Here is a 24,780-nt window from a genome sequence, read left to right as displayed (position 1 = left end):
GCGTAACCCACCCACCCTGTGGCGCATCCGAACAGGGCCCTACGGGATAGGCCCTGCAATAGCGACCGTGCCCGACACGCCATCAACACGACACCTACCTCCATGCCAACCTCATGCCGCACTGTTGACACGCTTGATGGTCAACAGCTTGCAGACGTCCGTACGGGTCGTACCGATAGATGTCACTCGCGTTCCCATTGCAGCCAAAGGTCCGGCAGGGAGAAATCGCTACTCGCGTTGCCCCCGGCTGCCCGATAAGCACACTGCTTCCGCAATGAAGGCACGGCCACGGATGCAACCCCTGGTGGCCTTCTACGCAGTTCTCCACGTAGGGGATTCCCTCGGGTCGGTTGCACTGTGGACAAGTCCAGGCCACGGGCTACCTCCTCAGCACAGCAGAAACGGGAAGTATTCCGGCCTTCACCGACCAACGCCCTGGTTTCTCCGAGAATTCACCTGAATGAGGAACCGCAGCAGTCAGGAACGAACGACCAGCAATGGCACAGACGCCCTGTTGCCACCCGGAGCCCCCTGTGCGCCGCCGCCCCCTTTCTCCGGCCACAAAATGCCATGCGGACAGGGGGAGAATGCAAGCGCTCCCCAGAAGTGCTCACTTTCGCTCGCTTCGGCCAACGGGTGCTCGCACGGCAGAAGTTGTCGCCATGGTGCCCGTAGCTGAAGCTTCGTCGGCTTCTCTGTTGCTCGGCTCCAAGGGTGCCCTCGACCTGTACGAGCAAAAGAGGTTCATGGTCGTCAGCGATCGCAGGCGTGCCTACGGTCTGCTCAGCGCGCACGCGCTATCTCCTGGCAAATCGGCGACTCTCATCCTTTCCGCAATGGAGGCACTGCCTGATGAGCACCACTCCTGACCTCACCGGCGAGTGGGTCAAGTCCAGCCACAGTTCCACAGCCCCCGAAGGATCAATACTCTTCTTTCCTGACGGCGCTTGGGCAACATTTGCGACGGCGGTGCGGGGCGACGGCTTCTCTGTCGGCTGACGCTCCGAGGGGCGCCGGTAACCGGGGAGCCCCTCTCGGCTCGTACAGCCGCAGAATTGCGGTGGCCCCCTCTCTGCCGGGCAGGGAGGGGGCCACCGCATGCAACCGCACAGACCGGCTACGCGTCCGTCGGCTACTTGGCGTTGCGGGCGAGGTAGGCGAGGAGGTCCTGCCGGCTCACGACGCCCTTCGGCTTGCCCTCGACGAGCACGACCGCGGCGTCGGCGCCCTCCAGGACCGCCATCAGGTCGCCGACCGGCTCGCCGGAACCGACCTGCGGCAGCGGCGGGCTCATGTGCTTCTCCAGCGGGTCGTGCAGGGACGCGCGCTGTGTGAACAGCGCGTCCAGCAGCTCCCGCTCGACGACCGAGCCGACGACCTCCGCGGCCATCACGTCCGGGTGCCCGGCGCCCGGCTTGACGATCGGCATCTGGGAGACGCCGTACTCGCGCAGTACCTCGATGGCCTCGCCGACGGTCTCCTCGGGGTGCATGTGGACGAGCGAGGGCAGCGCGCCTTCCTTGTGGGCCAGGACCGCGCCGACGCTCGCCGCCGGGCCGCTCTCCTCCAGGAAGCCGTAGTCGGCCATCCATTCGTCGTTGAAGATCTTGCTGAGGTAGCCGCGACCGCTGTCCGGCAGCAGGACGACCACCACGTCGTCCGGACCGAGCCGCTCGGCCACCTCCAGGCCCGCCACGACCGCCATGCCGCAGGAGCCGCCGACCAGCAGCCCTTCCTCCTTGGCCAGCCGCCGGGTCATCTGGAAGGCGTCCTTGTCGGAGACCGCCACGATCTCGTCCGCGACCGTACGGTCGTACGCGGTCGGCCAGAAGTCCTCACCGACGCCCTCGATCAGGTACGGGCGTCCCGAGCCGCCGCTGTAGACCGAGCCCTCCGGGTCCGCGCCGATGACCTTGACCCGGCCCTCGCTGGCCTCCTTCAGGTACCGGCCGGTGCCGCTGATCGTGCCGCCGGTGCCCACGCCCGCGACGAAGTGGGTGATTTTTCCCTCGGTCTGTTCCCACAGTTCGGGACCGGTCGTCTCGTAATGCGAGCGCGGGTTGTTGGGGTTGGAGTACTGGTCGGGCTTCCAGGCGCCGGGGGTCTCGCGTACCAGCCGGTCGGAGACGTTGTAGTACGAGTCGGGGTGCTCGGGGTCCACCGCCGTCGGGCAGACCACGACCTCCGCGCCGTACGCCCGCAGCACGTTGATCTTGTCCGTGGACACCTTGTCCGGGCAGACGAAGATGCACTTGTAGCCCTTTTGCTGGGCCACGATCGCCAGGCCCACACCCGTGTTCCCCGAGGTCGGCTCCACAATGGTGCCGCCCGGCTTCAGCTCGCCGGACCGCTCGGCGGCCTCGATCATCCGTACCGCGATCCGGTCCTTCACGGACCCGCCGGGGTTGAAGTACTCGACCTTGACCAAAACGGTGGCCTGAATACCTCGGGTGACATTCCTGAGCTTCACCAGCGGGGTGTTGCCGACGAGCTCAATCATCGATTCGTAAAACTGCACGGTGGTCTCCGCGGTCGGGGGCACGCTGTCCTGCGCCCATCCAGCCAGCCTATTGCCCGTCCCTCATAGAGGCTCGACGCGTTGCACACGGCGCCCGGCGGGGCAACAACCTGTTGTACGCCCACGAGCCGTAGGCGTACGAGGAGATTCCAGTACCGCTTCCCGGACCGATCAAGAGCCGGAAGCGGTCTTTGTGCGCACTGAACGGGGAGGTGCCCGTCCCATGCCGGAGACGATGACCAGGACGATGTCCAGGGCGAGGGTGGCCCGGCGGATCGCCGCCGCGGCGGCGGTCGGCGGCGGCGGGATCGGTCTGCTGGGCGTGGCCGGCGTCGGTCTGCTGCTCACCGAGGTACGGCTGGCCCGCCGTACGGTCGGCGTCGGCACCTCGGTGCCGCCGTGCGCCGACGGCCTCTACGGCGCGGCCTTCGCCCACCGCACCGACCGGCCCGCCGACCGCCCCTTACTGCGCCTGGGCTTCCTCGGCGACTCCACGGCGGCGGGCCAGGGCGTGCACCGGCCGAGCCACACCCCGGGGGCGCTGCTGGCCTCCGGGCTCGCCGCCGTCGCCGAACTCCCCGTGGAGCTGCGCAACGTTGCACTCCCCGGCGCCCAGTCCGACGACCTGGACCGGCAGGTGCGGCTGCTGCTGAAGGAGGGGCCGCCCGCGCCCGACGTATGCGTGATCATGATCGGCGCCAACGACGTCACCCACCGCATGCCCCTGGCGCGCTCCGTACGCCTGCTCAGCGACGCCGTCCGTACGCTGCACGAGGCCGGCTCCCAGGTGGTCGTCGGCACCTGCCCCGACCTGGGCACCATCGAGCCGGTCTACCAGCCGCTGCGCTGGGTGGCCCGGCGGCTCTCCCGCCAGCTCGCCGCGGCGCAGACCATCGGCGTCGTCCAGAACGGCGGCCGGACCGTCTCCCTCGGCGACCTGCTCGGCCCCGAGTTCGAGGACCGTCCTCGCGAGCTGTTCGGGCCCGACAACTACCACCCGTCGGCGGAGGGCTACGCCACCGCCGCGATGGCCGTACTGCCCACCCTGTGCGCAGCGCTGGACCTGTGGCCCGAGGAAGAACTGCCCTCGCGCCGCGAAGGGATCCTGCCGGTCGCCGAGGCCGCCGCCCAGGCCGCCTCCGAAGGCGGCACCGAGGTCACCGCCACCCGTGCTCCCTGGGCGCTGCTCCAGCGCCGGCGGCGGCGCCAGTTGCCCGCTCCCGAGCCGGCGCCCGCCGGGTCCGGGCCCGCGGGGGCCGGGGACACGGAGCGGCGGTGAGGCCGGGGGCCGCTCGGCGGCGGGGCCGGGGCCGGAGCCGGGGCCGAGCGATACCGGCGGAGAGGTGATCGCTACGGGACGGTAAGCACTCGCTTAGAAAAGAGGCCCGCATCACAGTGCGCGCCCCGTGACCTCGGCCCTACGTGCGGGTAACTTCCCACACAGCTCTGCCCTCTTCCTCTGCCCCTCTCCCCGACGTACGTCCTGCGCCCCGTTCTCTCTCTGTTCTCTCCCTCCTGGAGCCGTGATGCCCGAAGCCGTGATCGTCTCTGCCGCCCGCTCCCCGATCGGCCGCGCCTTCAAGGGGTCGCTCAAAGATCTCCGGCCGGACGACCTGACCGCCACGATCATCCAGGCCGCGCTGGCCAAGGTCCCCGAGCTGGACCCGACGCAGATCGACGACCTGATGCTCGGCTGCGGCCTCCCCGGCGGCGAGCAGGGGCACAACCTGGGCCGGATCGTCGCCGTACAGATGGGCATGGACCACCTCCCGGGCTGCACGATCACCCGCTACTGCTCCTCCTCCCTCCAGACGACCCGCATGGCGATGCACGCCATCAAGGCCGGCGAGGGTGACGTCTTCATCTCCGCGGGTGTGGAGACGGTCTCCCGCTCGGTCAAGGGCACCTCGGACGGGCTGCCCGAGACCCACAACCCGCTTTTCGCCGACGCCGAGGCCCGTACCGCCGCGCGCGCCGAGCAGGGCGGCGAGGGCTGGCACGACCCGCGCGAGGACGGGCTGCTCCCCGACCCGTACATCGCCATGGGCCAGACCGCCGAGAATCTCGCCCGCCTCAAGGGCGTCACCCGCCAGGACATGGACGAGTTCGGCGTACGGTCCCAGAACCTCGCCGAGGAAGCCATCAAGAACGGCTTCTGGGAGCGCGAGATCACCCCGGTGACCCTCCCCGACGGCACGGTCGTCTCCAAGGACGACGGCCCGCGGGCCGGGGTGACCATGGAAGGCGTACAGGGCCTCAAGCCCGTCTTCCGCCCGGACGGCCTGATCACCGCGGGCAACTGCTGTCCGCTCAACGACGGCGCCGCGGCGCTGGTCGTCATGTCCGACACCAAGGCGCGCGAGCTGGGCCTGACCCCGCTGGCCCGGATCGTCTCCACCGGCGTCTCCGCCCTCTCCCCCGAGATCATGGGGTACGGACCGGTCGAGGCGTCCAAGCAGGCGCTGGCCCGCGCGGGGCTGTCGGTCTCCGACATCGACCTCGTGGAGATCAACGAGGCGTTCGCCGCCCAGGTGATCCCCTCCTACCGCGACCTGGGCATCGACCTGGACCGGCTGAACGTCAACGGCGGCGCGATCGCGGTCGGCCACCCCTTCGGCATGACCGGCGCCCGTATCACCGCCACGCTCATCAACTCCCTCCAGTGGCACGACAAGCAGTTCGGTCTGGAGACGATGTGCGTGGGAGGCGGCCAGGGCATGGCGATGGTGATCGAGCGGCTGAGCTGAGCTGTAGCGGAGGGTAGGGGTCGCCTGAGGGACGAAGGCGGCACCTGCCCGCAGCGGAAGCGAAGCGGAACGCGACCAAAAACGCGAGCGGCTGAGCTGAGCTGTAGCGGAGGGTAGGGGTCGCCTGAGGGACGAAGGCGGCACCTGCCCGCAGCGGAAGCGAAACGAAGCGCGACCAAAAACGCGAGCGGCTGAGCCGGGCCTCCTCTGTCGGCAAGTGATCGGCGTCACGGCGTGACGTGATCGCGACCGTGTTTCCCCCAGGATTGTGACCAACGCCCTGGGGGAGACATATACGGGCTGGTCAGCGCGGCGCCCGGTCGCGTACCGGGACGTAAGACCTATGACTTACAGGGCATAACGCCCTGGGATCGGTCGCCGAGGACCGTCAGGCTGATGTAGGAAGTCGGGGGACATTCTGCCAACGGGAGTACGTCAGTGAGCGAGCGACCCGAGCGCACCGGCCACGGGTGCGCGCTCCATGAAGACGGGCCCGCCGAACGAAGGGGGTCCGGCGCGTGACCGCCATCGCCCTTGCCCTGCTGCTGGCCGCGGCCGTCGCCGTGGCCCTGGGCGCGGCTGCCCTGCACACCGCCCGGGCCCTGCGCCGTCAGCTCACCGAGCTGCGGGCCGAACTCGCCGCCTCCGTACAGGCCCGTACCGGGGCTGCCGAGGGGACCGCGGCCGACGGCGCGGGCGCGAGCATCCCCGCGGCCCGTGCCGCCTGCGCGACGCCGCTGGCCGACATACGGGCCGCCGTCGCCGACGCGCTGGCCGAGGAGCGCGAACGGGAGCTGGCCGAGGCCCGCGCGTTCTGGGCCGCGCAGGAGGCCCGGGACGCCGCCGACGCCCCGTCCCTGCTGGGCGGCGCGGGTGGGCCGGCCGGGCCGGCCGAGGACGGTTTCCTGGAGGGCCTGCCGGAGCGGTGGGACCAGTTGGGCCAGGTGGACCGGCTGTACACGTACGAACGGCCGGACAGCCGGCTCTTCCTGCCGCGCCAGGCGGATCTGGCCGGACTCGAACCGCTGCTGGGCCCGGACGCCCTGGAGCCCCTGCCTCTGGACCCCTCGCCCCTGGAGTCCTCGTCCCAGGAGTCCTCGTCCCGGGAGCCCTCTTCCCCGGAGTCCTCGTCCCTGGAGTCCGTGGACGCCCTGGAGGCGGTGGACGCGCCGGAGACCGGGCCCCTGGAGGAACCCGAGTCCGCGGAGCTGGCCGCCGCGCGCCGGCGCCACCCCTCCCACCCGGACTTCTCCCCCGCGCGGGCCGTCGGTGACCAGGAGCGCACCGTCGACCGCCTGGAGGAGCTGGCCCGCGAGCGGATCCCGCTGACGGACGTACGCCCCGGGCCGCTCGGCACGCTGGACGTCTACGTCTTCGGTGACGGCACCACGGTGTGCATGACACCGGGGCACCGGGAGACCGCCGAGCGGCTGGCCGCCGCGCTGCGCGAGGGCCGTACGCCGGTGCTGCTGGGCGGCTCGGGCGTCTTCGGCGCGTACGCCCTGACGTTCGCCTGGGGCGAGAGCGCCGCGGAGAGCATCTACATCCTCGCCGACCGCGTCATCGCCTCGCTGTGAGCGGCCGGCGGGGCGGCCTCGTCGTGAGCGGTCCGGGCGGCCCGGCTATGAGCGGCCCGGTCCGCCCGGCCCGTCGCGTCAGCACCGCTTGACGGTGTCCCGCACCAGTTCCAGGGCCTCGGCCAGCTCCGCGACCGCCTCCGGGCCGTTCCCGGCGGTACGCAGCGCCTCGACCAAGTCGTGTCCGGCCACCGCCACTTGGTCCCCCACCGCGAACATGCCCGCGTCCGGGAACGCGTGGGGCTCCCGTTCCGGGCTCTCGATCCGCTGCGCCCGTGCCGCCAAATCCCGCGCCAGAGCAAGCCCTTCGGCTGCGGCACCACGGCTGAGCACGCTCTGCGGGAGCACTCGGAGGCGGTCGGCGAGCGCGTCAACGGCGGTCTGCAAAGGCATCACATCAAGCACAGGGCGAGCCTATGTGCCACCCACGGGTGGTTGCCAATGCCCGAACGCTCAGGCACGGTGGGCTGAAGGACCAGCATCGAACGCGTCCGGAGGCGCCGATGTCTCAACTCTTCTCCGAAGAGACCCACCGGAACCTGCTCTCCCGCATCCCCCATTGCACCGGTCGCGAGGTTTCCGACTGGCTTCGCACCGTAGATGAAGGCCCCGCTCTCTTCCGCTTCGAGGAGAAGGTGAGCTGGCTTCGTGGCGCGCACGACCTCGCCTATGGCCATGCCAAGGCGATCGTCCACGAATACGATCTCAGGCGCGCCGCGCGCAAGTTCTAGCAACCGGCCGCGACGACCTGCCGAACGGGAACAGGCCGAGGGCCCGCGGGGAAACTCCCCGCGAGCCCTCGGCCTGTCCGTCTTGTCCGGTCATGCGCCCGGTCGGGCCCGGCGCCGCGTCCTGTGCGCCAGGCGACGGGCTTCCGCCGCGGATCTCGGCCGCGGCGGGAACCGTACGTCAGTCGCCGCGCAGGATCGAGATCAGCCGCAGCATCTCCATGTAGATCCACACCAGCGTCAGCGTCAGGCCGAACGCGGCCAGCCAGGACTCCTCACGCGGAGCGCCGTACGCGATGCCGTCCTCGACCTGCTTGAAGTCCAGGGCCAGGAAGAGCGCGCCAAGAACCACGCCGACGACGCCGAAGAGGATGCCCAGGCCGCCGCTGCGGAAGCCGAGGCCGGTACCGCCGCCGAAGGCCATGAACAGCAGGTTCACCATCGACAGCAGGACGAAGCCGAGGGCCGCGATCAGCACGAAGCGGGTGAAGCGCGCGTTGACCCGCACGATCCGCGTCTTGTACGCGATGAGCATGGCCACGAAGACCGCCATCGTGCCCAGCACCGCCTGCATGGGCGCGCCGCTGAGCTGGGGGATGCCGTTGATGTAACCGCTCAGCGCGCCGAGGAAGAGACCTTCCAGGGCGGCGTAGGACAGGATCAGCGCGGGCGAGGGCTTGCGCTTGAAGGACTGGATCAGGCCGAGCACCATCGCGACCAGGCCGGCCCCGACGGCGAAGGCGAGGTTCTGGGTCAGGAAGAGCCAGCCGACGGTGGCACCGGCGATGACCGTGCCGAGCGTCATGCCCGTGCGCATGACGACGTCGTCCATCGTCATCCGGCGGGTCTGCGAGACGTACTGAGGCGCCTGGGTGACGCCCTGCTGGCCCTGCGCGTAGGGGTTGGCGGCGTCCTGTGCGTAGGGGTTACCGCCCTGGGCGTAGGGGTTGCCGTAACTCTGGGCGCCCTGGGCGTAGGGGTTGGTACCGGCGTACGGGTCAGCGGCGGGGCCCCCGGCCTGCGGCGGCGCGTTGAACCCCGCGTAGCCGTTGTTGTCGCGGCTGAACCCCCGTCGCGAAAAGACCGGGTTGCTGCTCCTCATCTCACTCCTCCATGGCCGCCGTGCGCGGCCTTGCCACAAGAGTAATGGCTTGGCAAAAGCGCGTCCTAGTTCTTTAGCAGGATCTTTCACCGTACTTCCGGTGGCGTCTCCCGCACCAGGAGTACGTACGGCACCGCACGGAAGTGCCCGCCCATTGCGCTTTCCGGGGCACGGCACGCCGAAGGGGGCCGTGTGCCTTGGCACACGGCCCCCTGGGCGGTCAGCCGACGGTCGCTACCGTCCGCGCCGCACGCCGATCGCTGTGCGCGCGGCGCCGCGACGGCAGCGGCCGGTCGTCAGTTGTTCCTCGCGCCGTTCTCGCCGATGATCGGGATGTCGTGGATGATGTGCGACACCATGTCGTCTTCCTTGGCCTGAGTCGAGTTCTCGGTACAGGTCTGGTGCTGCTCGGTCTCCAGGATCTCGATGTCCTGGACCGCGATCGGGATGAGACTGACGATCGAGTTGATGTTGATGTCGTCCGGGAACCCGATGCAGAGTTCGTTCAGCGACTCCCCGATGATGTTCCCCTGGGGGCTCATCTTGCCCTCGGTGTTCTGGTTCGAGTGGGCTTCCCGGGAGCCGTTCCCGTTCGCCGTCTGCGGGCCGAGGTCCTTGGCGACGCCGTCGTGGCTGTTGTCGTGCGCCATGGCCGTAGGAGCGGCCATGGCGGACATCCCGACCAGGGAAACCGTCACGAGGGCGCCGGCCATCATCTTCTTCATGCTTTCAAACCCCTTCAGGAAATCTGAACTCCCATCGCGAAGGGAGCCTCACGGAGAACAACCCGGCATGACACCGTGAGGTTGCGCAGCATCACCCGAATAGCGCGGCACGAGTGTCCGGGGCCCTGAATTCGCCCGTCGCGGGACGGAACGGGGTGGCGCGGGACCAGGCACGGGTCATCCACCGGAAACACGCAAGCAAAAAGCCCGGACCGTGCGGACGAAGTCCTGGCGGTCCGGGCCTGCTCGGACGATCAGCCGTTGTTCACACCGTTCTCGGAGAGCAGTGGAATATCTTCGACGAAGTGCGTCACGGCGTCGTTGCCCTTACTCATGGTCGAGTTCTCGACGCAGGTCTGGTGCTGCTTGGACGAGAAGAGGTTGATGTCCTGGACCGAGATCGGGATGAGCGCGATGAGCGAGTTGATATTGAGCTTCTCCGGCAGGGCGATACAGGGCTTGTTGAACGACCCCTGGATCAGCGCGAACTGCGGGCTCATGTTCCCGTACGTGGCGGAGTTTCCATAGGACTGGATCGTCTCGTTGCCGGTGATCGAAGCGGGACCTTTGTCGTACCCGTGGGCCGTCCCAGGGGGCGCGGCTGCGGCTGCGGTGGTGAAACCGGCAAGAGAGGTTGCCGCGGCTGCCGTTGCCAGAACCTTCTTGATCATTCGAATCCTTCACGTTTCGTGGTTCCGGGACAGATTGGTCAACTCGCCGACGACGAGTTCCGTTCTGCTGCATCACCCAAATGGCGTCGGTCTCCGCTTGCCGCAAAGACGGTGAGACCAGGTGAGTTCGTCCCTTGTCGGCGCGCGACGGCTGTGCCGGTGCCGCGCCGTGCTGACCCGCGCTTACTGACCCACTTCCACGCCCTCCAGCATCGGGACGGTCCGGACGAGCCCGCCGGTGGCACTCAGCAGGTGCTGGGTGCTCTCCCTGTTCAGCGCGTCCGAGGCCTTCTCGTTGGCCGCGTCCACCAACGGGTCGAGCTGCCGGCCGTCGAGCTGCTTGTTGGCGAAGGCCTCGTCGAGGGCACCGTTGAGGCTGTAGTTCTGACCAAGGGCGGCAAAGGCAGGGGCCGCCATGCCCAGAGCCATCACAGAACCGGCGAGAACCGCGGCAGACTTCGCGTACTTCACGATCACGTGTCCTTTCTTGAGCGGTGCTGGAAGGGGCCACGGCCGAAAGCCGCGCGAGCACTCTCATTGCTGCTCGGGTCACCGCATGCTTCCTGCCTAACGATTCCGGTCTCACTGGGAAACCCTGAATCCGGTGATTCCTTGCGGGAACCACCCGGAAGACAGGAGCCACCGGACACCGCCCCGTTCAACGCACCGGCCCTGGTGCGCGTGGCACGCACACCAGGGCCGGTCCGACCGAATCACTGCTTCCGGGCGAGCCGGCGGATCAGTCGTTGACGCAGGTGTTGCCGAATGCCGGGTTGAGCAGCCCGATGATGTCGATCGAGTTGCCGCAGATGTTGATCGGAATCTGGATCGGCACCTGAAGCGCGTTCCCGGACAGTACGCCCGGATCGTTGGTGGGGGCAGCCTGGGAGCCCGCATCGGCGAAAGCTGGCGCGGCAGCTCCCACCGCCATCAGCGATCCGGCAGCGACTGCGGCAACCTTGGCGTACTTCACTTTCAGCCCTTTCCGCAGCGGGTCCGAAACGGTCACGTCCTTCGTGCCGCACGAGCGCGATGATCGCTCGTAACTCCGCTGTCGATATTTGGAACGATTACTTGCCGGGAACGAAACTCCCGATCAGCGAATTCTTCAGGAGAATCGCCCGGACGATGCAACACAAGGCTACGAAAAACGGCCTTCTGTTACCTGAAAGGACCGGGCCGCCTAGGAGGAGGAAAAGACGGCCCGACCCTTTTGAGCGGCACGTCAGCTATTGCCGGAGCCGTTCTCACCCAGAATCGGAATGTCCTGGACGATGTGCGAGACGAGGTCGTCTTCCTTGGCCTGCGTCGAGTTCTCGGTACAGGTCTGGTGCTGCTCGGTCTCCAGGATCTCGATGTCCTGGACCGCGATCGGGATGAGGCTCACGATCGAGTTGATGTTGAGGTCGTCCGGGAGACCGATGCAGGGCTTGTTCAGTGTGCTTTCGATCAGCGAAAGCTGAGGGCTCTGGTGCCCTTCGGTCCCGGAGTTGGCGAAACCTTCCCCCGCATTGTTCGCGTTGGCCGTCTGCGGACCGATGTCGTGGCCGTAGCCGAACGCCATCGCCTGCGGCGCAACCGCGGCCGAGGTGCCGACGATGGAGGCCGCTACAGCCGTCGTGGCCAGGAACTTCTTGATCACGATTCACCCTTCTCGAAGCGGAGTGTCCGTTTCCGGAGCTCCCTGGACAACTCGTGGCCGCCTCATCAGTTTCGCCGTTTCACCCAAATGCCGCGAAACCGTAGACACATATCACCGGACAGCCGTCCTGCCGCGAGGTTCCCGTTCGGCGGCGAGCGGTCCTGCCGCAGACAAAGCGGGCCCGCCCCTTTCACACAGGGGCGGGCCCGCTCAGGCTCCGGACGATCTCACTCCGCGGCGCCGGCCGTCAGGACGACCGGCCGTGTGCCGCGTCGGGGGCGCTCGTCTCAGTTGTTCACGCAGACGTTGCCGTGCGACGGGTTGAGCACCCCGACGACGTTGATGGTGTTGCCGCAGACGTTGACCGGCACGTGGACCGGCACCTGGACCACGTTGCCGGACGCGACGCCCGGCGAGTGCTGGGCGACGCCCTGCGCGGCGGCACCGCCGTCCGTGGCGGAGGCCATTCCGGCTCCGCCCACAACGGCGAGCCCGGCAGCCGCGGACAGAACGATGGCCTTCGAAACGCGCTTCATCGCGAACCTCTTTACTGGACAGCAGACAAATACGGTTAGCCGCTGGGAGCGACAAACAGATCAACGCATCAACAGCCGGAGAGGTAGCGCCACCGACGGGTGAATGAAGCGCCAAATGTGCCAATCGGATGACACGTAACGGGACGGGGGATTCCGTGAGCCGCCGGACGTCGTCCCGTGCCCCCACCCCGCCCCCGGACGCGGACAAGGCCCCGCGAAGCCGCGGGGCCTTGTCCGCGTTCCGCGGCCGTCGCCGGACACCGCCCGGTGCGGCCCGCCGGAACGGGGCGCGGATCGCGGGGCGCGGATCACAAGGGAAGGTTCAGCGAACGCGGGTCACAGAATGCCGAGGCCGAGACCCAGACCGAACAGGCCCTGTCCGTAGTAGCCGTGGTCCTGGCCGTATCCGTGGTCCTGGCCGTAACCATCGTGGTGGCCGTAACCCTGGTGATGGTCGTAACCATGGTCCTCGTGCTTCTCGCAGTACCCGTTCCAGCAGCGTTCCACGACGCTGTTGTTGGTGACCTCTTGATAGCTCTCGGCCTGGCCCTGGGCGGACGCCGCACCCGCAAGCGGAACCATGGCGGCGGCAGCGATGGCGGCCGAGGCGGCGACGCGTCCAATGAGCTTGCGCATATCTCTCTCCTCGTGCGCAGAAATGTGACGCGCTATGAGTACCTCGCTGTCATCATTCGATCACATGTTGCTACTCAATACGCCTGTTCGAGGGCCGAGTGCCTCCAGTTGCAGCACCAGCGTTTCCCCCTCCGGCGGGCCCGCGCTACCGCCCCGCCGCCCGCCCCTCCGCCACTCAGATACGACCCATCCTGCCCGTACATGCCCGAACGCGACAGCGGACCGGCTGGGAAGCCGGTCCGCTGTGATGCCAGGAGCCTTGGGGCCAGGGAACCTTGGCGCCAGGGAACCTTGGCGCCAGGGGCCTTGGGGCCAGGGGCCTTGGGGCCAGGAGTGCCGCCGCGCCGCTCAGTCCCGTTTCGTACGAGCCCGGCGCAGCAGCAGCGCGCCGCCGAGCAGCAGCACCGCGCCGCCGCCGGCCGCGATGCCGAGCTGGTCGGCGCCGGTACGCGCCAGCATCGGCTCGGGAGCCGCCGGCTCGGCCACCCCGGGATCGGCCGCGTGGACCACTTCCGGAGCGGCGCCGGGCGCGGCCCCGCCGGACCGGCCGTCACCCTCCCGCCCGGCGGCGGGCTCCGGCGCCGGACGGGGCTCGGCCGACGGCTCGTGGGGCTGCGCGTGCTCCGGGGGCTGATGCTCCTCCGGGGGCTGGTGAGGCGGCGGGCCCAGCGGCCCGATGCCGTTTCTGCACACGTTGCCGAACGCGGGGTTCAGGATCCCGATGACGTCGATCGTGTTGTCGCACAACTGGGTCGGCACATGAAGCGGCACCTCCCCCAGATTCCCCGAGACCGCTCCTGGGGCCTGGGCGGCGCTTCCCTGGGCCCCGGAGTCCGCCAGGGCGCTGCCACTCACGCCCGTGAAGACGACTCCCGATGCGGCAGCCGCAATGAGAACGCCTTTTCTAAAGGTCTGTCGCATTTCGTTTCTCTTGTCTTGAGTCCTTACGCACGGGCGCTCGCCGGTGCGCGGGATTCCCTTCAGCAAGGGAAGGCACAACGTGCTTCATCAGCCGGTCCGGAGGTCACCGGAGGCGGAATTGAGACAGCGTTACCGCAGGGCCGCGGCGAAAATCCACCATTCAACAGCACTGCACACCCCAATTGACCTGTTCAACGATCCTGCCTCGTGGAGGAAACCCTGGGGGCAAACCCCGTGGGCCATCACCCGAATGCCGCACACATTCGGCCGGACCGTCGTGGCGCCCGCAACAGTGGTGCGTCGGCGCCGGGCGTGCGCGAGACTGGCGCGGGTGGACGCCGCGAAGGCGGCCGGGCCCGCTCACGCCGTACGGCCCGTGCCGTGCGGCGGCCAGCTCATCCCGGTGGTCCGGCCGTTCCCGGACGACGTGTAGTGGAGGAGCGATGTCCCAAGGCAGGCGGCGCCTGACGATCACGACGCTGGCCGACGGCGAGCAGTGCGCGGTGCTGCGGGTGGCCGGGGAACTGGACATGCACGGCGAGCGCCAGTTCCTGGACGAGGTCGGTGCGGTGATCGCCGACGGGCGCCGGTTCCTCGTACTGGACCTGACCGCGCTGCGGTTCTGCGACTCGCGCGGCCTGAACTGTCTGCTCGCCGTGGAGTGGCTGTGCCGGCGCATGCAGGGGCGGCTGCTGCTCGCCTCCCTGGGCATGCGCGTGCTGAACGTCCTGCTGGTGACCCGGGCCGTGGACGCCTTCACGTGCTTTCCCACGGTCGGCCACGCCCTGACGGCCGTACCCGACGAGCACCGCCCCGCCTGGCCCCCGGCCCTCACCGCCGGCGACGGCGTCCCGCCCGTACGGCCCCACGCCGAGGAGTCCGCCCAGTAGGCCGGGCCGGCAGCCGGGTCCAGCCGCCGTGTCCGGCCGCCCTTCGCCGTACCGCCCCTCAGCGGCCGGCCGGAGGAATGACGCTGCGCCGGGCGTATTCACTCTGGAGCTGCTGCATGTGGTGAAGAAAATCGGCCAACTGGCGGGCGCAATAGCGCAACGGGACGTGCTGGTCACCGCGTTGGAGGGAGGCGCCGACTCCGTCGTCACCGCCGACGGCGGGGCTGAAGGTCCACACCTCGCGTGAGGCGGGAACGAAATCACTGGGCACCGATGGCGCGGCAAGCCGGCGGGACGAAGTGGGGTTCATGTGTCGGCTAACGCCCGCATTTGGCCCCGGGATGTGCGGCAACCGGGTGGCAATCGGCAGGACGCGGCGCACAGGAGCCGGGCGGAGCGCGCAGAGGGCGCAATTCACACAACGGATTGACAGACAACTCTGCCATCCGGGGGTTCCCGGTGCCGCCAGCCGCACCAGGAGGCCCCTGGAAAACGTTTGGCGAACGTGGACGTAAGAGAACACTGGGAGCGCCATTCGACGTTGGCCGAGGCTTTTTGCCGGGCGGAGGAGAGAGTGGAGGCGGCACAGCGGGCGTTGGACGAGGAGCAGCGGAACCGGGCCCGGCTGCTGGCGGCGATGGCGGTGACGGTGGGCAGCGACGGCGCGGTGGCGGGATTCCTGGGGCTGGGCGAGCGGACCGTACGGGCCGCGCGGCGCACCGTGGGCCGGGTGCAGGGCCGCGAGACGGCGGAGCAACTGCTCGCCCACGCGGCGAGTCAGCGCGCCCCTTCGATAGGGGAGGCGGCCTCGCTCTACCAGGGCGAGGAACCGCAGGTCGTGCCGCTGCCGCAGCAGGAGCCGATGCCGGTCCCCGAAGAACCCGCGCCGCCGCCCGAGCAGCAGCAGCCCAAGCCCGCCGCGGCCTCCGGCACCCCGTGGTGGACGCCCTCCATGGACGCGGTGCTGGTCCAGGGATGGTGGGCCGGCCTGGATCCGCAGGTGCTGGCGGACCAGCTCGGCATGGACCTGCACAGCGTCATGCTGCGGGTGCAGCAGTTGTCGGTCTGGCCGTCGGGGTCCCACTCCGCCGCTTCGACGGCGGCGTACCCCGAGCCGACGGTGGTTGGCCAGGAGGACCGGGGACGGCACCGCCGGCGCACCACCAACGACGCCTGGGCGCAGCACGAGGGTGACGCCCAGGTGGCCTATCTCCCGCGGCAGCAGATGGCGCCCGGCTCGTACGGCACATGAGCCGGCCCTACGCGGCGCGGTCTCCGCCGGCCCCACGCCGTCCCGTCACCGGACCGGTGGGGTCCACGCGCGGCTGCTCCCGCGGCCGTACGGCGACGCCACGCGGACGCCGTACGGACATCACACGGACATCACACGGACATCACGCGGGCGTCACACGCACCGGTTACGCCGTGCCCGGCCGGGAAAGCCGCCGAGCTGCACGGTGGCTCCGTGCTGCGCGCCGACAGGTCTGCACGCCTGCGCGCCGGCACGCGCTTCCTGTACGCCCGTATACCTGCGCGCCCTGCGCATGGACGCACCGCGACGACGCGTCATCGCGCCGCGGTGTCCTCGCGCCGCGGTCCCGTCGCGCCGCGGTGTCACCGCACCACGACAGGCACGCGCCTGCGCACGCGCACGTCGCCGCGGGCCGGCCGCGCGCCACCACGTCCCGACGGCAGCCATCGCATCACGACATGGGCCCTCAGTCACGGCCACCCGCCGCCGTGTCGCAACATCCGTGACATCCGTGACATCCGTTCCACCCGTGTCTTGCATGACTTCCGTGACACCGGCCACGACCGTACGGCCGCACAGCCCGGCACCCTCACTCTTCCCCTCCCCCTCCCCTCCCTCTCCCTCTGTCCCTCGCCCGCTCGCACCCGCCTCATCAGGCCCCGCGCCGCTCGACGGCGTTGCGCATACGGTCGAGTATTTCTTCGAGCACCGCCTTGGACGTCGCGAAGTTCAGCCGCGCGAACCCCTCGCCCACGGCACCGAAATCAGGCCCCGGACTGAGCATCACCCCGGCCTCTTCCAGGAAGAACGCGGCCGGGTCCGCGCCGAGGCCCAGCTCGCGGCAGTCGAGCCAGGCCAGATAGGTCGCCTCGGGAGCGTGGTGGCGGATGCCGGGCGGCAGCGACTCGGCGACCATACGGCGGTTGCGGGCCAGGGTCCGGCGCGCCTCCTCCAGCCAGGGTTCGCCCTCCTGCCAGGCGGCCACGGTGGCCAGCACGCTCAGGGAGCTGACGTCCCCGTACAACTGCGGCGGCTGTGCCTCCAGCGCCCGGCGGACGCGGCCGTCACCGATGTGGGCCACCGAACAGCGCAGCCCGGCCAGGTTGAACGCCTTGCTGGCGGAGGACAGCGTCACGGTGCGGCCGGCGGTCTCCGGGTCCAGCGAGGCGAAAGGGATGTGCCGGTGCGGCTCGTAGGTGAGCTCGGCGTGGATCTCGTCGGCGACGACCAGGAGGTCGTGCCGGGCGGCGATCTCCGCGACCGCCGACAGCTCCTCACGGGTCATCACCCGGCCGGTGGGATTGTGCGGGTTGACCAGCACCAGCACCCGGCAGTCGTGCCGCGCCACGGCCTCGGCGAGCCGCTCGCTGTCGAAGGCCCAGCCCTCGCCACCGTCGGTCACCGGTACGGTGACCAGCCGCCGCCCCATGTCCGTCACGGTCTTCAGGAACGGGGGGTAGGCGGGCGTATGAAGGACCACCGCGTCCCCGGGCCGGGTCGCGAGGTGCAGCACCACCTGAAGGGTCTGGATCAGCTCCGTGAACACCCGTACGTGAGCGGGGTCCAGCGCGAGGCTGTAACGGTGTTCCATACGCTCGACGAAGGCACCGACGAGCGGATTCTTCTCCGGCTGGTTGTCCCAGGCCGGGTAGCCGAGCCCGGGCCCGGATTCCAGGTGCCGCGCCAGCGCCTCCCGTACCGGGTCCGTCACGGGGAAATCCATGTCCGCGATCCAGGCCGGCAGGACGCCGGGCGCGGCCCGGTCCCATTTCACGCCGGCCCGGCGCCTCAGCGTCGCGGGGTCGAGTTCATCGAACATGCCGGGGCACTCCGTTCACGGGTCTTGGCTTCTTCGACGCCTTGTCCGCCGTTTCTGCTGCTTCTGCTGCTTCTTTGACTGCTGGTTCTGCTGCTTCTTCGGCCGCTTCTTCGGCATCGGATCCGCCGCTGAGCGTAAAACGTGTACCGGTGACGGCGATTGACGATTTTCCCGTCACCACGCAATATCGTTGCGTGCCCGCACCCCCTGCCCTCGACGAGACCGATCACCTCCTTCTCGACCTGGTGCAAAGGGACGCGACCCGGCCCCTGCACGAACTCGGCGACCGGGTCGGCCTGTCCCCGAGCGCCGTACAGCGCAGGCTCACCCGGCTGCGTGCCGCCGGGGTGATCCGCGCCCAGGTCGCCGTGCTCGATCCGCGCGCGCTGGGGCTGGGCCTCACGGCCGTGGTCCTGGTGGAGCTGGTCGAGGACGGCCCCGGACAGGACGCGGCCTTCCGTGAGCGGATGCTCGCCGAGCCGGCGGTCCAGCAGTGCTATTCCGTCGTGGGGCAGTGGGATTACGTGGTCGTACTGGTCACCGCCGACCTCGCTGCCTACCGGGAGATGTCCCGCAGGCTCTTCGTCGAGGAGGAACTGGTGCGCCGGTACGAGACGCTGCCGACGTACGAAGCGGTCAAGCCGGGCCCGGCGCCGGCCCTGCCGCGCCCTCTGCCACGCCCCTGAAACGGGGCCACGGGGCCGGGCGCCCCTCCGCGAAGCCGCGTCAGGCGCGCCCAGTGGACCAGCAGCGCCGTGATGAACAGCCCGCCGGGCGAAGCCCGGGGCGCGCCGCGTCACGCACCGTGATATCCGTACGGCCGTCAACCGGAACGTCAACCGCGGCGCCGCCGCCTCCCCCGTCGTGTACCTACGCCGCGACAGCCGTACCGAAGTCGGGGTTCGTGCTGGCCAGCGGATGGGTAGACCTGGCTCGGACGTCTTGGGCAGGGCGGCGCGGTCGGCCGTCACCGGTCACGGCGGCCATCCGGCGACTGGGTGCGGACAGTCACCGGCGCCGAGCGGCCGAGCGCCGCCGGTGCCGGGTTGTGCGCCGTGGTGGGGGGAGAGTGTGCGCATCGCTTATCCGACGAAGTGGCTGCTGCTGAGCGTGGGTGTCGGGGCCTTCGTGGCGGCGCTGGACGTGGCTCTCGGGCCGGCGAGCAACCTCGGCGGTCTGCTGCTCATGTGTCCGCTGCTGGCCGCCACCCGGCTGAACGGCGGCCGTACGGCGGTGGTGGGAGGTTCGTGCGTACTCCTCGCGGTACTGGTGGCGGACCACGAAGGGACACTGGGGCGCTTCGACGAGGTACTGCTGATGATCTTCCTCGTGGTGGCGGCGGTGCACGCCACCTCGACGGCCCGGCGGCACACCACGACCCACGCATACCTGGCCGAACTCGCCGCCACCGCCCAGCCCGCGATCCTCCAGCCCACCTACTTCCGCGTCGGCGGACTGGCGGTCTGCGCCCGTTACCGCTCCGCCGCGCCACGGGCCGTCATCGGGGGCGACCTGTACGCCTTCGCCCACACACCCAACGGGCTGCGGCTGCTCCTGGGGGACGTACACGGTGAGAACACCGGCCGCTCCGGGGACGACGCGGATGCCGGGCACGTCGAGACCGGGGACGCGCTGCAGCTCTCCGCCACCGTCATCGGGCACTTCCGCGACTGCGCCTTCACCCACACCGACCTCGCCGACGTCGTACGGGAAACGGACCGGCGGCTGGCCGAGGAACTCGGCGAGCAGGAGTTCATCACCGCCATGGTCGCCGAGTTCGCGCCGGGCCGGCTGCGGCTGGCGAACTGCGGCCACCACCCGCCCCTGCACCTGTCCCTCGACGGCCCGCCGTCCTTGATCCACCCCGCCGAGCCGACCGCTCCCATCGGGCGCTGTCCGGCCCCTCTGGTGCAGCAGGTGAAGCTGGCGCCCGGCGACCGGGTGCTGTTCTACACCGACGGCATCGCCGAGGCCCGCGATCCGCAGGGCGTGTCGTTCGACCCGGCGGACCTGGCTCCCGCCTGCGGTTTTCCCCGTCTGGGAGACGCCCTGGACATGGTCCTGCTGACGCTGGCCCAGCACACCCACAACGCCCGTGACGACGATGTCGCCCTCATTCTGGTCGAGTCCGCGACCAGCCCGCCGCGCCCTCGCCGTGGCCGTGGGAGTGGGCGGCTGGACCTGTTCTCCCGGTTCTCGCGCGCCGGGGCGCCCGCTCCACGTCACGTGAAGCCGTAGGGGGTGGGCCGGGGTCCTTCTTGTCGCTCATTGCTCCGCGGTCCTCCCCACGAGGCGGCCCTCCCCACGAGGCCGCAGCGTTCCGGCCGACGTCGGGCCGTCCCGCCCCGCCAACCGGCCCCCGTCGCGCCGACCGCCCCGCACGTCACTCACGGCGGCCCGTCCCGGCGCACCCGGCTCCTTCCGTCACCCGGGTCACTGGCCGACGGCACGCCTGCCGGGCCGCCGTGCCGGAATGCGGCGTTCTGGCGCACGGCGGCCGGGTACCCGCCGGCCCGGCCCGGCAGCCGTCGGGCCGTTCCGATGACAAGGCAGGCACACGATGGCCACCGCTTCATCCTCCGAGTACCCGGAAACCGGCAGGTCCCGGAGCAGCCACGCCCCTTCGCGCATCCACACCGAGACCAAGCCCGCCTTCAAGACGACCGAACTGATGGTGTACGTCGCCGCGGTGATCGCGGTCCTGGTCGCCTCCGCCGTGGTCGGGGACAGCGGAGGACCCGTTCACGTGGACCGGTTCCCCGCCGACCAGGCGTGGTTGTACGTCACCCTGCTCACCATCGGCTACCTGCTCAGCCGTGGTCTGGCCAAGAGCGGCAGCCGCGAACCCACCGACCGTACCCAGGACTGACCGTATCCACGTCCCGGCATCCGCCGCCCTCAGCACCTGCTGCACTCAACGCCTACTGAAGCACCCTGCCCGCTGAACCACCTTCATCCACCCCGGGCCATCTTCACCCACCGAACCATCCGTTACCGAACCAGCCGCTCACAGCACCTCCGCACGGTGAGGGCCGAGGCCGTAGCGCCTCGGCCCTCACCTCTTGCCGCGTCCAAAGCCCGTGCGCCAGACGGGATTTCACGCCCGATGAGCCGCCGGTGACGGGACCGGCGAGCGGCGGACGACGGGGGCCGGCGTCCGCGGGCGACCGGCGTTGTCAGTGGTCGCCACTATGTTCAGCCGTGCCTCGCCTTTCGGGCCGACTTTCGGGCCGTCGAGGTGCTGAATTCCCCTTGGTTTCTTCTGGTGCATGGGAGTGGTGCGGTGTCGGATCGGGAGAGTTGGGAGAGGTCGAGCACGGCACGGGTGCTGCCGCCCGCACGGCCGCGCAAGCTCGCCAAGGTCCCCTTCGTCGAACTGGCCGACGGACGCCTGCAGGGCGTGGTCTCCAGCGGTTCGGACATCGAGCGGGTCTATGTCTCGTCGGTTGCGGCCGGTACGTACGCGTACGCCTGCAGCACCAACAACAACCGGCCCTGTGGCGGTGCGCGGGGCGGATTCTGCAATCACATCCGGGCCCTGATCAACGAAGCGGTGCTCCAGTACGGCGCCGAGCGCGTCGTCCGCTATCTGAGGGCCGAGAGCACGGACGCCGAGCCGAGCGCCCAGAGCATCACCGCCGGCATGAGCGGCACGCATCCGCCGAAGGGGGACGCCGGGGCCGCCGCGACCGTCTTCAGCCGGTTCCTGCGCCACCTGGCCTATCTGGAACTCGCCCCGAGCACGGAGCCGTTGCCCGAGTTGCAGTGGTTCCCGCCGACCCGGTCGGCGGAGGCCCCCTCGCCCACGCCCGGTCCGGCCGCGGGCTCGGATACGGATACGGGGACAGGTACGGACACGAGTACGGGGGCGGGCGCCGATCCGGCCGCCGAGACCGTCACCGGGCTCGACGAGGCGCTGGCGGCCGTCGACGCCTTCGACGCGGCCCTGGTCACCGGACTGCTCCGCCCGGCGCCCGCCCAGGCCGCCGGCCTGGCGGAGCTGGCCCGGGCGGTCGCCGGGACGCCGCTGGCCGACAGGGTCGCCGAGGCGGCCGAAAAGGCGGCGGCCGGCTCCGCGGGCGAGGACCATTTCGTGGCGCTCGCCGCCGCCCGTACCGCGCTGCTCGGCTCCGTCCACGACGCGCTGCTGGCCCGGATCCAGGAGACGACCGGCCGGTCCCGCGGCGAGGACACCGCCCCGCCCCCGCCGCGCGGGAAGCGGCGAACCCGCTCGCCGCCGCCCGTTCCTGGCTGTCGGACCTGGCACGCTGCGGCTGGCAGGGCATCGACCACGAACTGGTCTCCGGGGCGGCGCAGATCGTCTCCGCGATGCTTCCGGTTCCGGCGCTGCGCCGCCTGGCGACGCTCCTGGACGGGTTCGCCGCCGAACTCGCCGCCTGCTGCCCGGGCGCGGCCCAGGAACACCTGCCGGTGCGCCGCTGGGCCGACCTGTGGTCGCGCGGGATGCTGCTGACACTGCCCGGCGCGGCCCCGGCGCCCGTGACCGGCACGGCCACCGGCCGTCTGCTGCCCCTGGGCGTGGATGTGCAGGAGCACGCGACCGCCGTACAGGCCCAGGTCCACGCGGTGTTCGAGCCGGCGGACGGTACGGCATCCCGCCTGGTGCGGGCCAGTGTGTCGGCGCCCAAGCCCGACACGGTCCTCGGCGCCGGACTGTGGCAGTTGCTGCGCCCGCACATGTCGCTCCTGGCGGCCGTCGGTGAGGGCCGGGCGATGGACCTGACCGGCATGCCGGTCACAGCCGAAGGCGATCTGGTGTGGAGTGACGCGCAGGCCCGGCCGGGCGAGCCCGCCGACGCCTTCGCCACCGCGCGGGTCGCCCTGCCCGTCGCGACCGATCCGGTGACCGCGCCGCTGGACCGGCATCCGGCGCGCATCGCCGTTCCCGTCTTCCTGGAGAGCTACACCACCCGGAAGGGGGACGACGGCACCCTGACGTTCACCGTCGCCGGACGTTCTCTCCTTGTCGACACCGACCGCATACCGGCCGCCGGTCCGCTCACCCCCCAGGCCGTCGCCGCGTCCGGCGCGTGCATCGGGCTGCTCCGCTGGGACGCCGGGGCGTACCGCCTTCAGCCGCTGGCCGTGGAGAAGACCGTACGGAAGCAGGCCGTCGCGATCCACGCCGGGGCTGGGCCGGGGGCACGACCGACAAGGCCGGGGTCAGGGCGGAGAAGGCCGCCACCGACGCGGTCGCCGTACTGCGGGAACGGGCCGGGAGGCTGCTGCGCAAATGACGGACCACACGACCGGGCAAGCGGTCCCGACCGGCCGGGCGACGGCTGACGAGGACGTGCCCCCGCAGAACCCCGGAATTTCTGACAGCCCCCAAATTTCTGGCAGCCCCGGAAACTCCGGCAGCTCCAAGAGCGCTGGGAACCACGGCACTCCTGACACCACCGGGTCCGCCGCGGCCGTACCCGCGGCGGACCTCTACGACAACCGCCGTCAGGTCCTGTACTGGCGGCTCCTTGCCCGCCTGTTCGATCACGAGGAACAGGCCGCGCTGGAATCGGCGAGCCTCGCCGTCGTCGAGGACATCGGACTGCCGTCCGGGCTGCTGGACCCGCAGACCTCCGTCGACTCCATCGTGCAGCGCCACCCGGAGCTGGCCGCCGAGTTCGACGGCCTGATGGTGCCCGAGCCGAACGGGTCCGACGGGTCCGACGGGACCGACGGGACCGACGAGTCCGCCGACCCCGCCGATCCCGGGCAGGGCGAGCAGGGCGACCGGCACGGCGTACGCGACCGCGCCGACGAAGTACGGCGCGCGGCACTGGTGTCGAAGGTGCTGCTCAACGTCTTCTCCTCGGGCTCCGGCACGGTCACCGCCGGACAGCTCTCCCGCTGGCAGTCCGACGCGGCCTGGCTGGAGCGCGCGCTGGGCTGCGCCCCCGGTGAGCTGCGCGGCGGACGTGCCGGCCAGGGGAACCGGCCGGCCGCCGCGGGCCGGGGCGTCAGCCCGACCGGCACCGGCGTCGGCCCGCGTACGCCACCCGACCTGGGCCAACTGATCCCGGCGATCGGCCCGGAACTGGGCGCCATCGAGGCGGACCTGGTCAAGCGGATGCATCTGCGCGAGGTGCTGGCCGACCCGGAGCTCGCCGCGCGGCTGACCCCAAGCATGTCGCTGATCGAGCAGCTCCTGCGGGACAAGGACAACCTCTCCGGGGTGGCCCTGGCCAACGCCAAGAACCTGATCCGCCGTTTCGTCGACGAGGTCGCCGAAGTGCTGCGTACGCAGGTGGAGAAGGCCACCGTGGGCGCGCTGGACCGCTCCGTCCCGCCCAAGCGGGTCTTCCGCAACCTCGACCTGAACCGCACGATCTGGAAGAACCTCACCAACTGGAGCCCGGAGGAGGAGCGGCTGTACGTCGACCGCCTCTACTACCGGCACACCGCCCGCAGGACGACGCCCCAGCGGCTGATCGTCGTGGTGGACCAGTCGGGCTCGATGGTCGACTCGATGGTGAACTGCACCATCCTGGCGTCGATCTTCGCCGGGCTGCCGAAGGTGGACGTCCACCTCATCGCGTACGACACGCAGGCGCTCGACCTGACCCCGTGGGTGCACGACCCCTTCGAGACCCTGCTGCGCACCAACCTCGGGGGCGGCACCGACGGCACGGTCGCCATGGCGCTGGCCCAGCCGAAGATCGCCGAGCCCCGCAACACCGTCGTGGTGTGGATCTCCGACTTCTACGAATGGCAGTGCGAGCAACTGTTCGAGAGCATGGCCGCCATTCACCGCTCCGGGGCCAAGTTCATCCCGGTCGGCTCGGTGACCAGCTCCGGCCGCGCCGATGTCAACCCGTGGTTCCGGGAGCGCTTCAAGGACCTCGGCGCCCCCGTGCTGTCCGGCCACATACGCAAGCTCGTCCACGAGCTCAAGACGTTCCTCGCTTAGCAGTTGACGCTCAGCGCACAGCACGTACCGCTCAGCGCTCAGCACTTACTTACCGCTTCATGCTTACCCGGCAATTCAGAAAGGCCCT

Annotated in this window: 23 protein-coding genes and 2 pseudogenes; 12 read left to right on the top strand and 13 right to left on the bottom strand. The window is 70.1% G+C overall.

Going from position 1 to position 24,780, the window contains the following annotated elements; all coding sequences use genetic code 11:
• Positions 1–1,132: 1,132 nt before the first annotated feature.
• Positions 1,133–2,518: a cystathionine beta-synthase gene (locus KGS77_RS21575; protein WP_242584344.1), complete on the bottom strand. Its 1,386-nt coding sequence runs from the start codon at positions 2,516–2,518 to the stop codon at positions 1,133–1,135.
• 235 nt (positions 2,519–2,753) lie between these two features.
• Between KGS77_RS21575 and KGS77_RS21570 the strand changes: the two genes are divergently transcribed.
• The 3 genes from KGS77_RS21570 to KGS77_RS21560 all read left to right on the top strand — a co-directional run bounded on the left by KGS77_RS21570 (position 2,754) and on the right by KGS77_RS21560 (position 6,842).
• Complete coding sequence (locus tag KGS77_RS21570; RefSeq protein WP_242587605.1) at positions 2,754–3,797, top strand: SGNH/GDSL hydrolase family protein; 1,044 nt, start codon at positions 2,754–2,756, stop codon at positions 3,795–3,797.
• Between the two features lie 247 nt (positions 3,798–4,044).
• Positions 4,045–5,265, top strand: coding sequence for an acetyl-CoA C-acetyltransferase (locus KGS77_RS21565; RefSeq protein WP_242584342.1), 1,221 nt, complete (start codon positions 4,045–4,047; stop codon positions 5,263–5,265).
• 518 nt (positions 5,266–5,783) lie between these two features.
• Positions 5,784–6,842 (top strand): hypothetical protein, encoded by a 1,059-nt coding sequence (locus KGS77_RS21560; protein WP_242584340.1) that lies wholly within the window; start codon positions 5,784–5,786, stop codon positions 6,840–6,842.
• Between the two features lie 78 nt (positions 6,843–6,920).
• Here KGS77_RS21560 and KGS77_RS21555 read toward each other — a convergent pair whose 3' ends face one another.
• The gene (locus KGS77_RS21555) at positions 6,921–7,247 is read right to left on the bottom strand and encodes a hypothetical protein (RefSeq protein WP_242584338.1); all 327 of its coding nucleotides are present in this window, start codon (positions 7,245–7,247) and stop codon (positions 6,921–6,923) included.
• 98 nt (positions 7,248–7,345) lie between these two features.
• Between KGS77_RS21555 and KGS77_RS21550 the strand changes: the two genes are divergently transcribed.
• Positions 7,346–7,573 carry a DUF4287 domain-containing protein gene (locus KGS77_RS21550; RefSeq protein ID WP_242584336.1) on the top strand — a complete coding sequence of 76 codons (228 nt, stop codon included), beginning with the start codon at positions 7,346–7,348 and terminating at the stop codon, positions 7,571–7,573.
• A gap of 178 nt (positions 7,574–7,751) precedes the next feature.
• Here the strand turns inward: KGS77_RS21550 and KGS77_RS21545 are convergent, their stop codons facing one another.
• The 9 genes from KGS77_RS21545 to KGS77_RS21505 all read right to left on the bottom strand — a co-directional run bounded on the left by KGS77_RS21545 (position 7,752) and on the right by KGS77_RS21505 (position 13,737).
• The gene (locus KGS77_RS21545; RefSeq protein WP_242584334.1) at positions 7,752–8,672 is read right to left on the bottom strand and encodes a Bax inhibitor-1/YccA family protein; all 921 of its coding nucleotides are present in this window, start codon (positions 8,670–8,672) and stop codon (positions 7,752–7,754) included.
• A 296-nt stretch (positions 8,673–8,968) separates the two neighbouring features.
• Positions 8,969–9,397, bottom strand: coding sequence for a rodlin (locus KGS77_RS21540; protein WP_242584332.1), 429 nt, complete (start codon positions 9,395–9,397; stop codon positions 8,969–8,971).
• 254 nt (positions 9,398–9,651) lie between these two features.
• Positions 9,652–10,068, bottom strand: coding sequence for a rodlin (locus tag KGS77_RS21535; protein WP_242584330.1), 417 nt, complete (start codon positions 10,066–10,068; stop codon positions 9,652–9,654).
• A gap of 183 nt (positions 10,069–10,251) precedes the next feature.
• Entirely contained in the window at positions 10,252–10,545 is a 294-nt protein-coding gene (locus KGS77_RS21530) for a hypothetical protein (protein ID WP_242584328.1), read from the bottom strand.
• Between the two features lie 262 nt (positions 10,546–10,807).
• On the bottom strand, positions 10,808–11,041 hold the full coding sequence (locus tag KGS77_RS21525; protein WP_242587604.1) for a chaplin: 234 nt from the start codon (positions 11,039–11,041) through the stop codon (positions 10,808–10,810).
• Between the two features lie 252 nt (positions 11,042–11,293).
• The gene (locus KGS77_RS21520) at positions 11,294–11,710 is read right to left on the bottom strand and encodes a rodlin (RefSeq protein WP_242584326.1); all 417 of its coding nucleotides are present in this window, start codon (positions 11,708–11,710) and stop codon (positions 11,294–11,296) included.
• 287 nt (positions 11,711–11,997) lie between these two features.
• Positions 11,998–12,246 carry a chaplin gene (locus tag KGS77_RS21515; protein WP_242584323.1) on the bottom strand — a complete coding sequence of 83 codons (249 nt, stop codon included), beginning with the start codon at positions 12,244–12,246 and terminating at the stop codon, positions 11,998–12,000.
• A 336-nt stretch (positions 12,247–12,582) separates the two neighbouring features.
• Positions 12,583–12,882 (bottom strand): hypothetical protein, encoded by a 300-nt coding sequence (locus tag KGS77_RS21510; protein WP_242584321.1) that lies wholly within the window; start codon positions 12,880–12,882, stop codon positions 12,583–12,585.
• Between the two features lie 348 nt (positions 12,883–13,230).
• Positions 13,231–13,737, bottom strand: coding sequence for a chaplin (locus KGS77_RS21505; protein WP_242584319.1), 507 nt, complete (start codon positions 13,735–13,737; stop codon positions 13,231–13,233).
• 509 nt (positions 13,738–14,246) lie between these two features.
• Here KGS77_RS21505 and KGS77_RS21500 point away from each other — a divergent pair.
• Positions 14,247–14,693, top strand: a complete 447-nt coding sequence (locus KGS77_RS21500; RefSeq protein ID WP_242584317.1) for an STAS domain-containing protein — start codon at positions 14,247–14,249, stop codon at positions 14,691–14,693.
• Between the two features lie 574 nt (positions 14,694–15,267).
• Positions 15,268–15,945, top strand: a complete 678-nt coding sequence (locus tag KGS77_RS21495; protein WP_242584316.1) for a hypothetical protein — start codon at positions 15,268–15,270, stop codon at positions 15,943–15,945.
• Positions 15,946–16,597: 652 nt separating this feature from the next.
• On the opposite strand, the gene KGS77_RS21490 is transcribed toward KGS77_RS21495, so the two are convergent.
• Both KGS77_RS21490 and KGS77_RS21485 read right to left on the bottom strand, forming a co-directional pair.
• Positions 16,598–17,764 carry a PatB family C-S lyase gene (locus KGS77_RS21490; RefSeq protein WP_242584314.1) on the bottom strand — a complete coding sequence of 389 codons (1,167 nt, stop codon included), beginning with the start codon at positions 17,762–17,764 and terminating at the stop codon, positions 16,598–16,600.
• Positions 17,754–17,942, bottom strand: a complete 189-nt coding sequence (locus KGS77_RS21485; protein WP_242584311.1) for a hypothetical protein — start codon at positions 17,940–17,942, stop codon at positions 17,754–17,756. Before KGS77_RS21485 ends, KGS77_RS21490 begins: the two co-directional genes overlap by 11 nt.
• A 16-nt stretch (positions 17,943–17,958) precedes the next feature.
• On the opposite strand from KGS77_RS21485, the gene KGS77_RS21480 reads away from it, so the two are divergent.
• From KGS77_RS21480 to KGS77_RS21455, 6 genes and pseudogenes are all read left to right on the top strand, one after another.
• On the top strand, positions 17,959–18,450 hold the full coding sequence (locus KGS77_RS21480; protein ID WP_242584310.1) for an Lrp/AsnC family transcriptional regulator: 492 nt from the start codon (positions 17,959–17,961) through the stop codon (positions 18,448–18,450).
• Positions 18,451–18,835: 385 nt separating this feature from the next.
• A complete protein-coding gene (locus KGS77_RS21475; protein ID WP_242584308.1) occupies positions 18,836–20,002 on the top strand; it encodes a PP2C family protein-serine/threonine phosphatase in 1,167 nt (388 codons plus the stop codon).
• Positions 20,003–20,324: 322 nt separating this feature from the next.
• On the top strand, positions 20,325–20,633 hold the full coding sequence (locus KGS77_RS21470; RefSeq protein WP_242584305.1) for a hypothetical protein: 309 nt from the start codon (positions 20,325–20,327) through the stop codon (positions 20,631–20,633).
• Between the two features lie 396 nt (positions 20,634–21,029).
• Positions 21,030–21,551: pseudogene (locus KGS77_RS21465) on the top strand (hypothetical protein); the annotation flags it as partial.
• Positions 21,552–21,680: 129 nt separating this feature from the next.
• Positions 21,681–23,022 (top strand): annotated as a pseudogene (locus tag KGS77_RS21460) (hypothetical protein).
• Complete coding sequence (locus KGS77_RS21455; RefSeq protein ID WP_242584302.1) at positions 23,019–24,692, top strand: VWA domain-containing protein; 1,674 nt, start codon at positions 23,019–23,021, stop codon at positions 24,690–24,692. Before KGS77_RS21460 ends, KGS77_RS21455 begins: the two are co-directional and overlap by 4 nt.
• Positions 24,693–24,780: the final 88 nt, after the last annotated feature.

Origin of the sequence: Streptomyces sp. MST-110588 (genome assembly GCF_022695595.1) — a bacterium.
Lineage (GTDB): Bacteria > Actinomycetota > Actinomycetes > Streptomycetales > Streptomycetaceae > Streptomyces.
The sequence above is the reverse complement of the archived record's forward strand: the minus strand, read 5'-3'. Positions and strand labels throughout refer to the sequence as shown.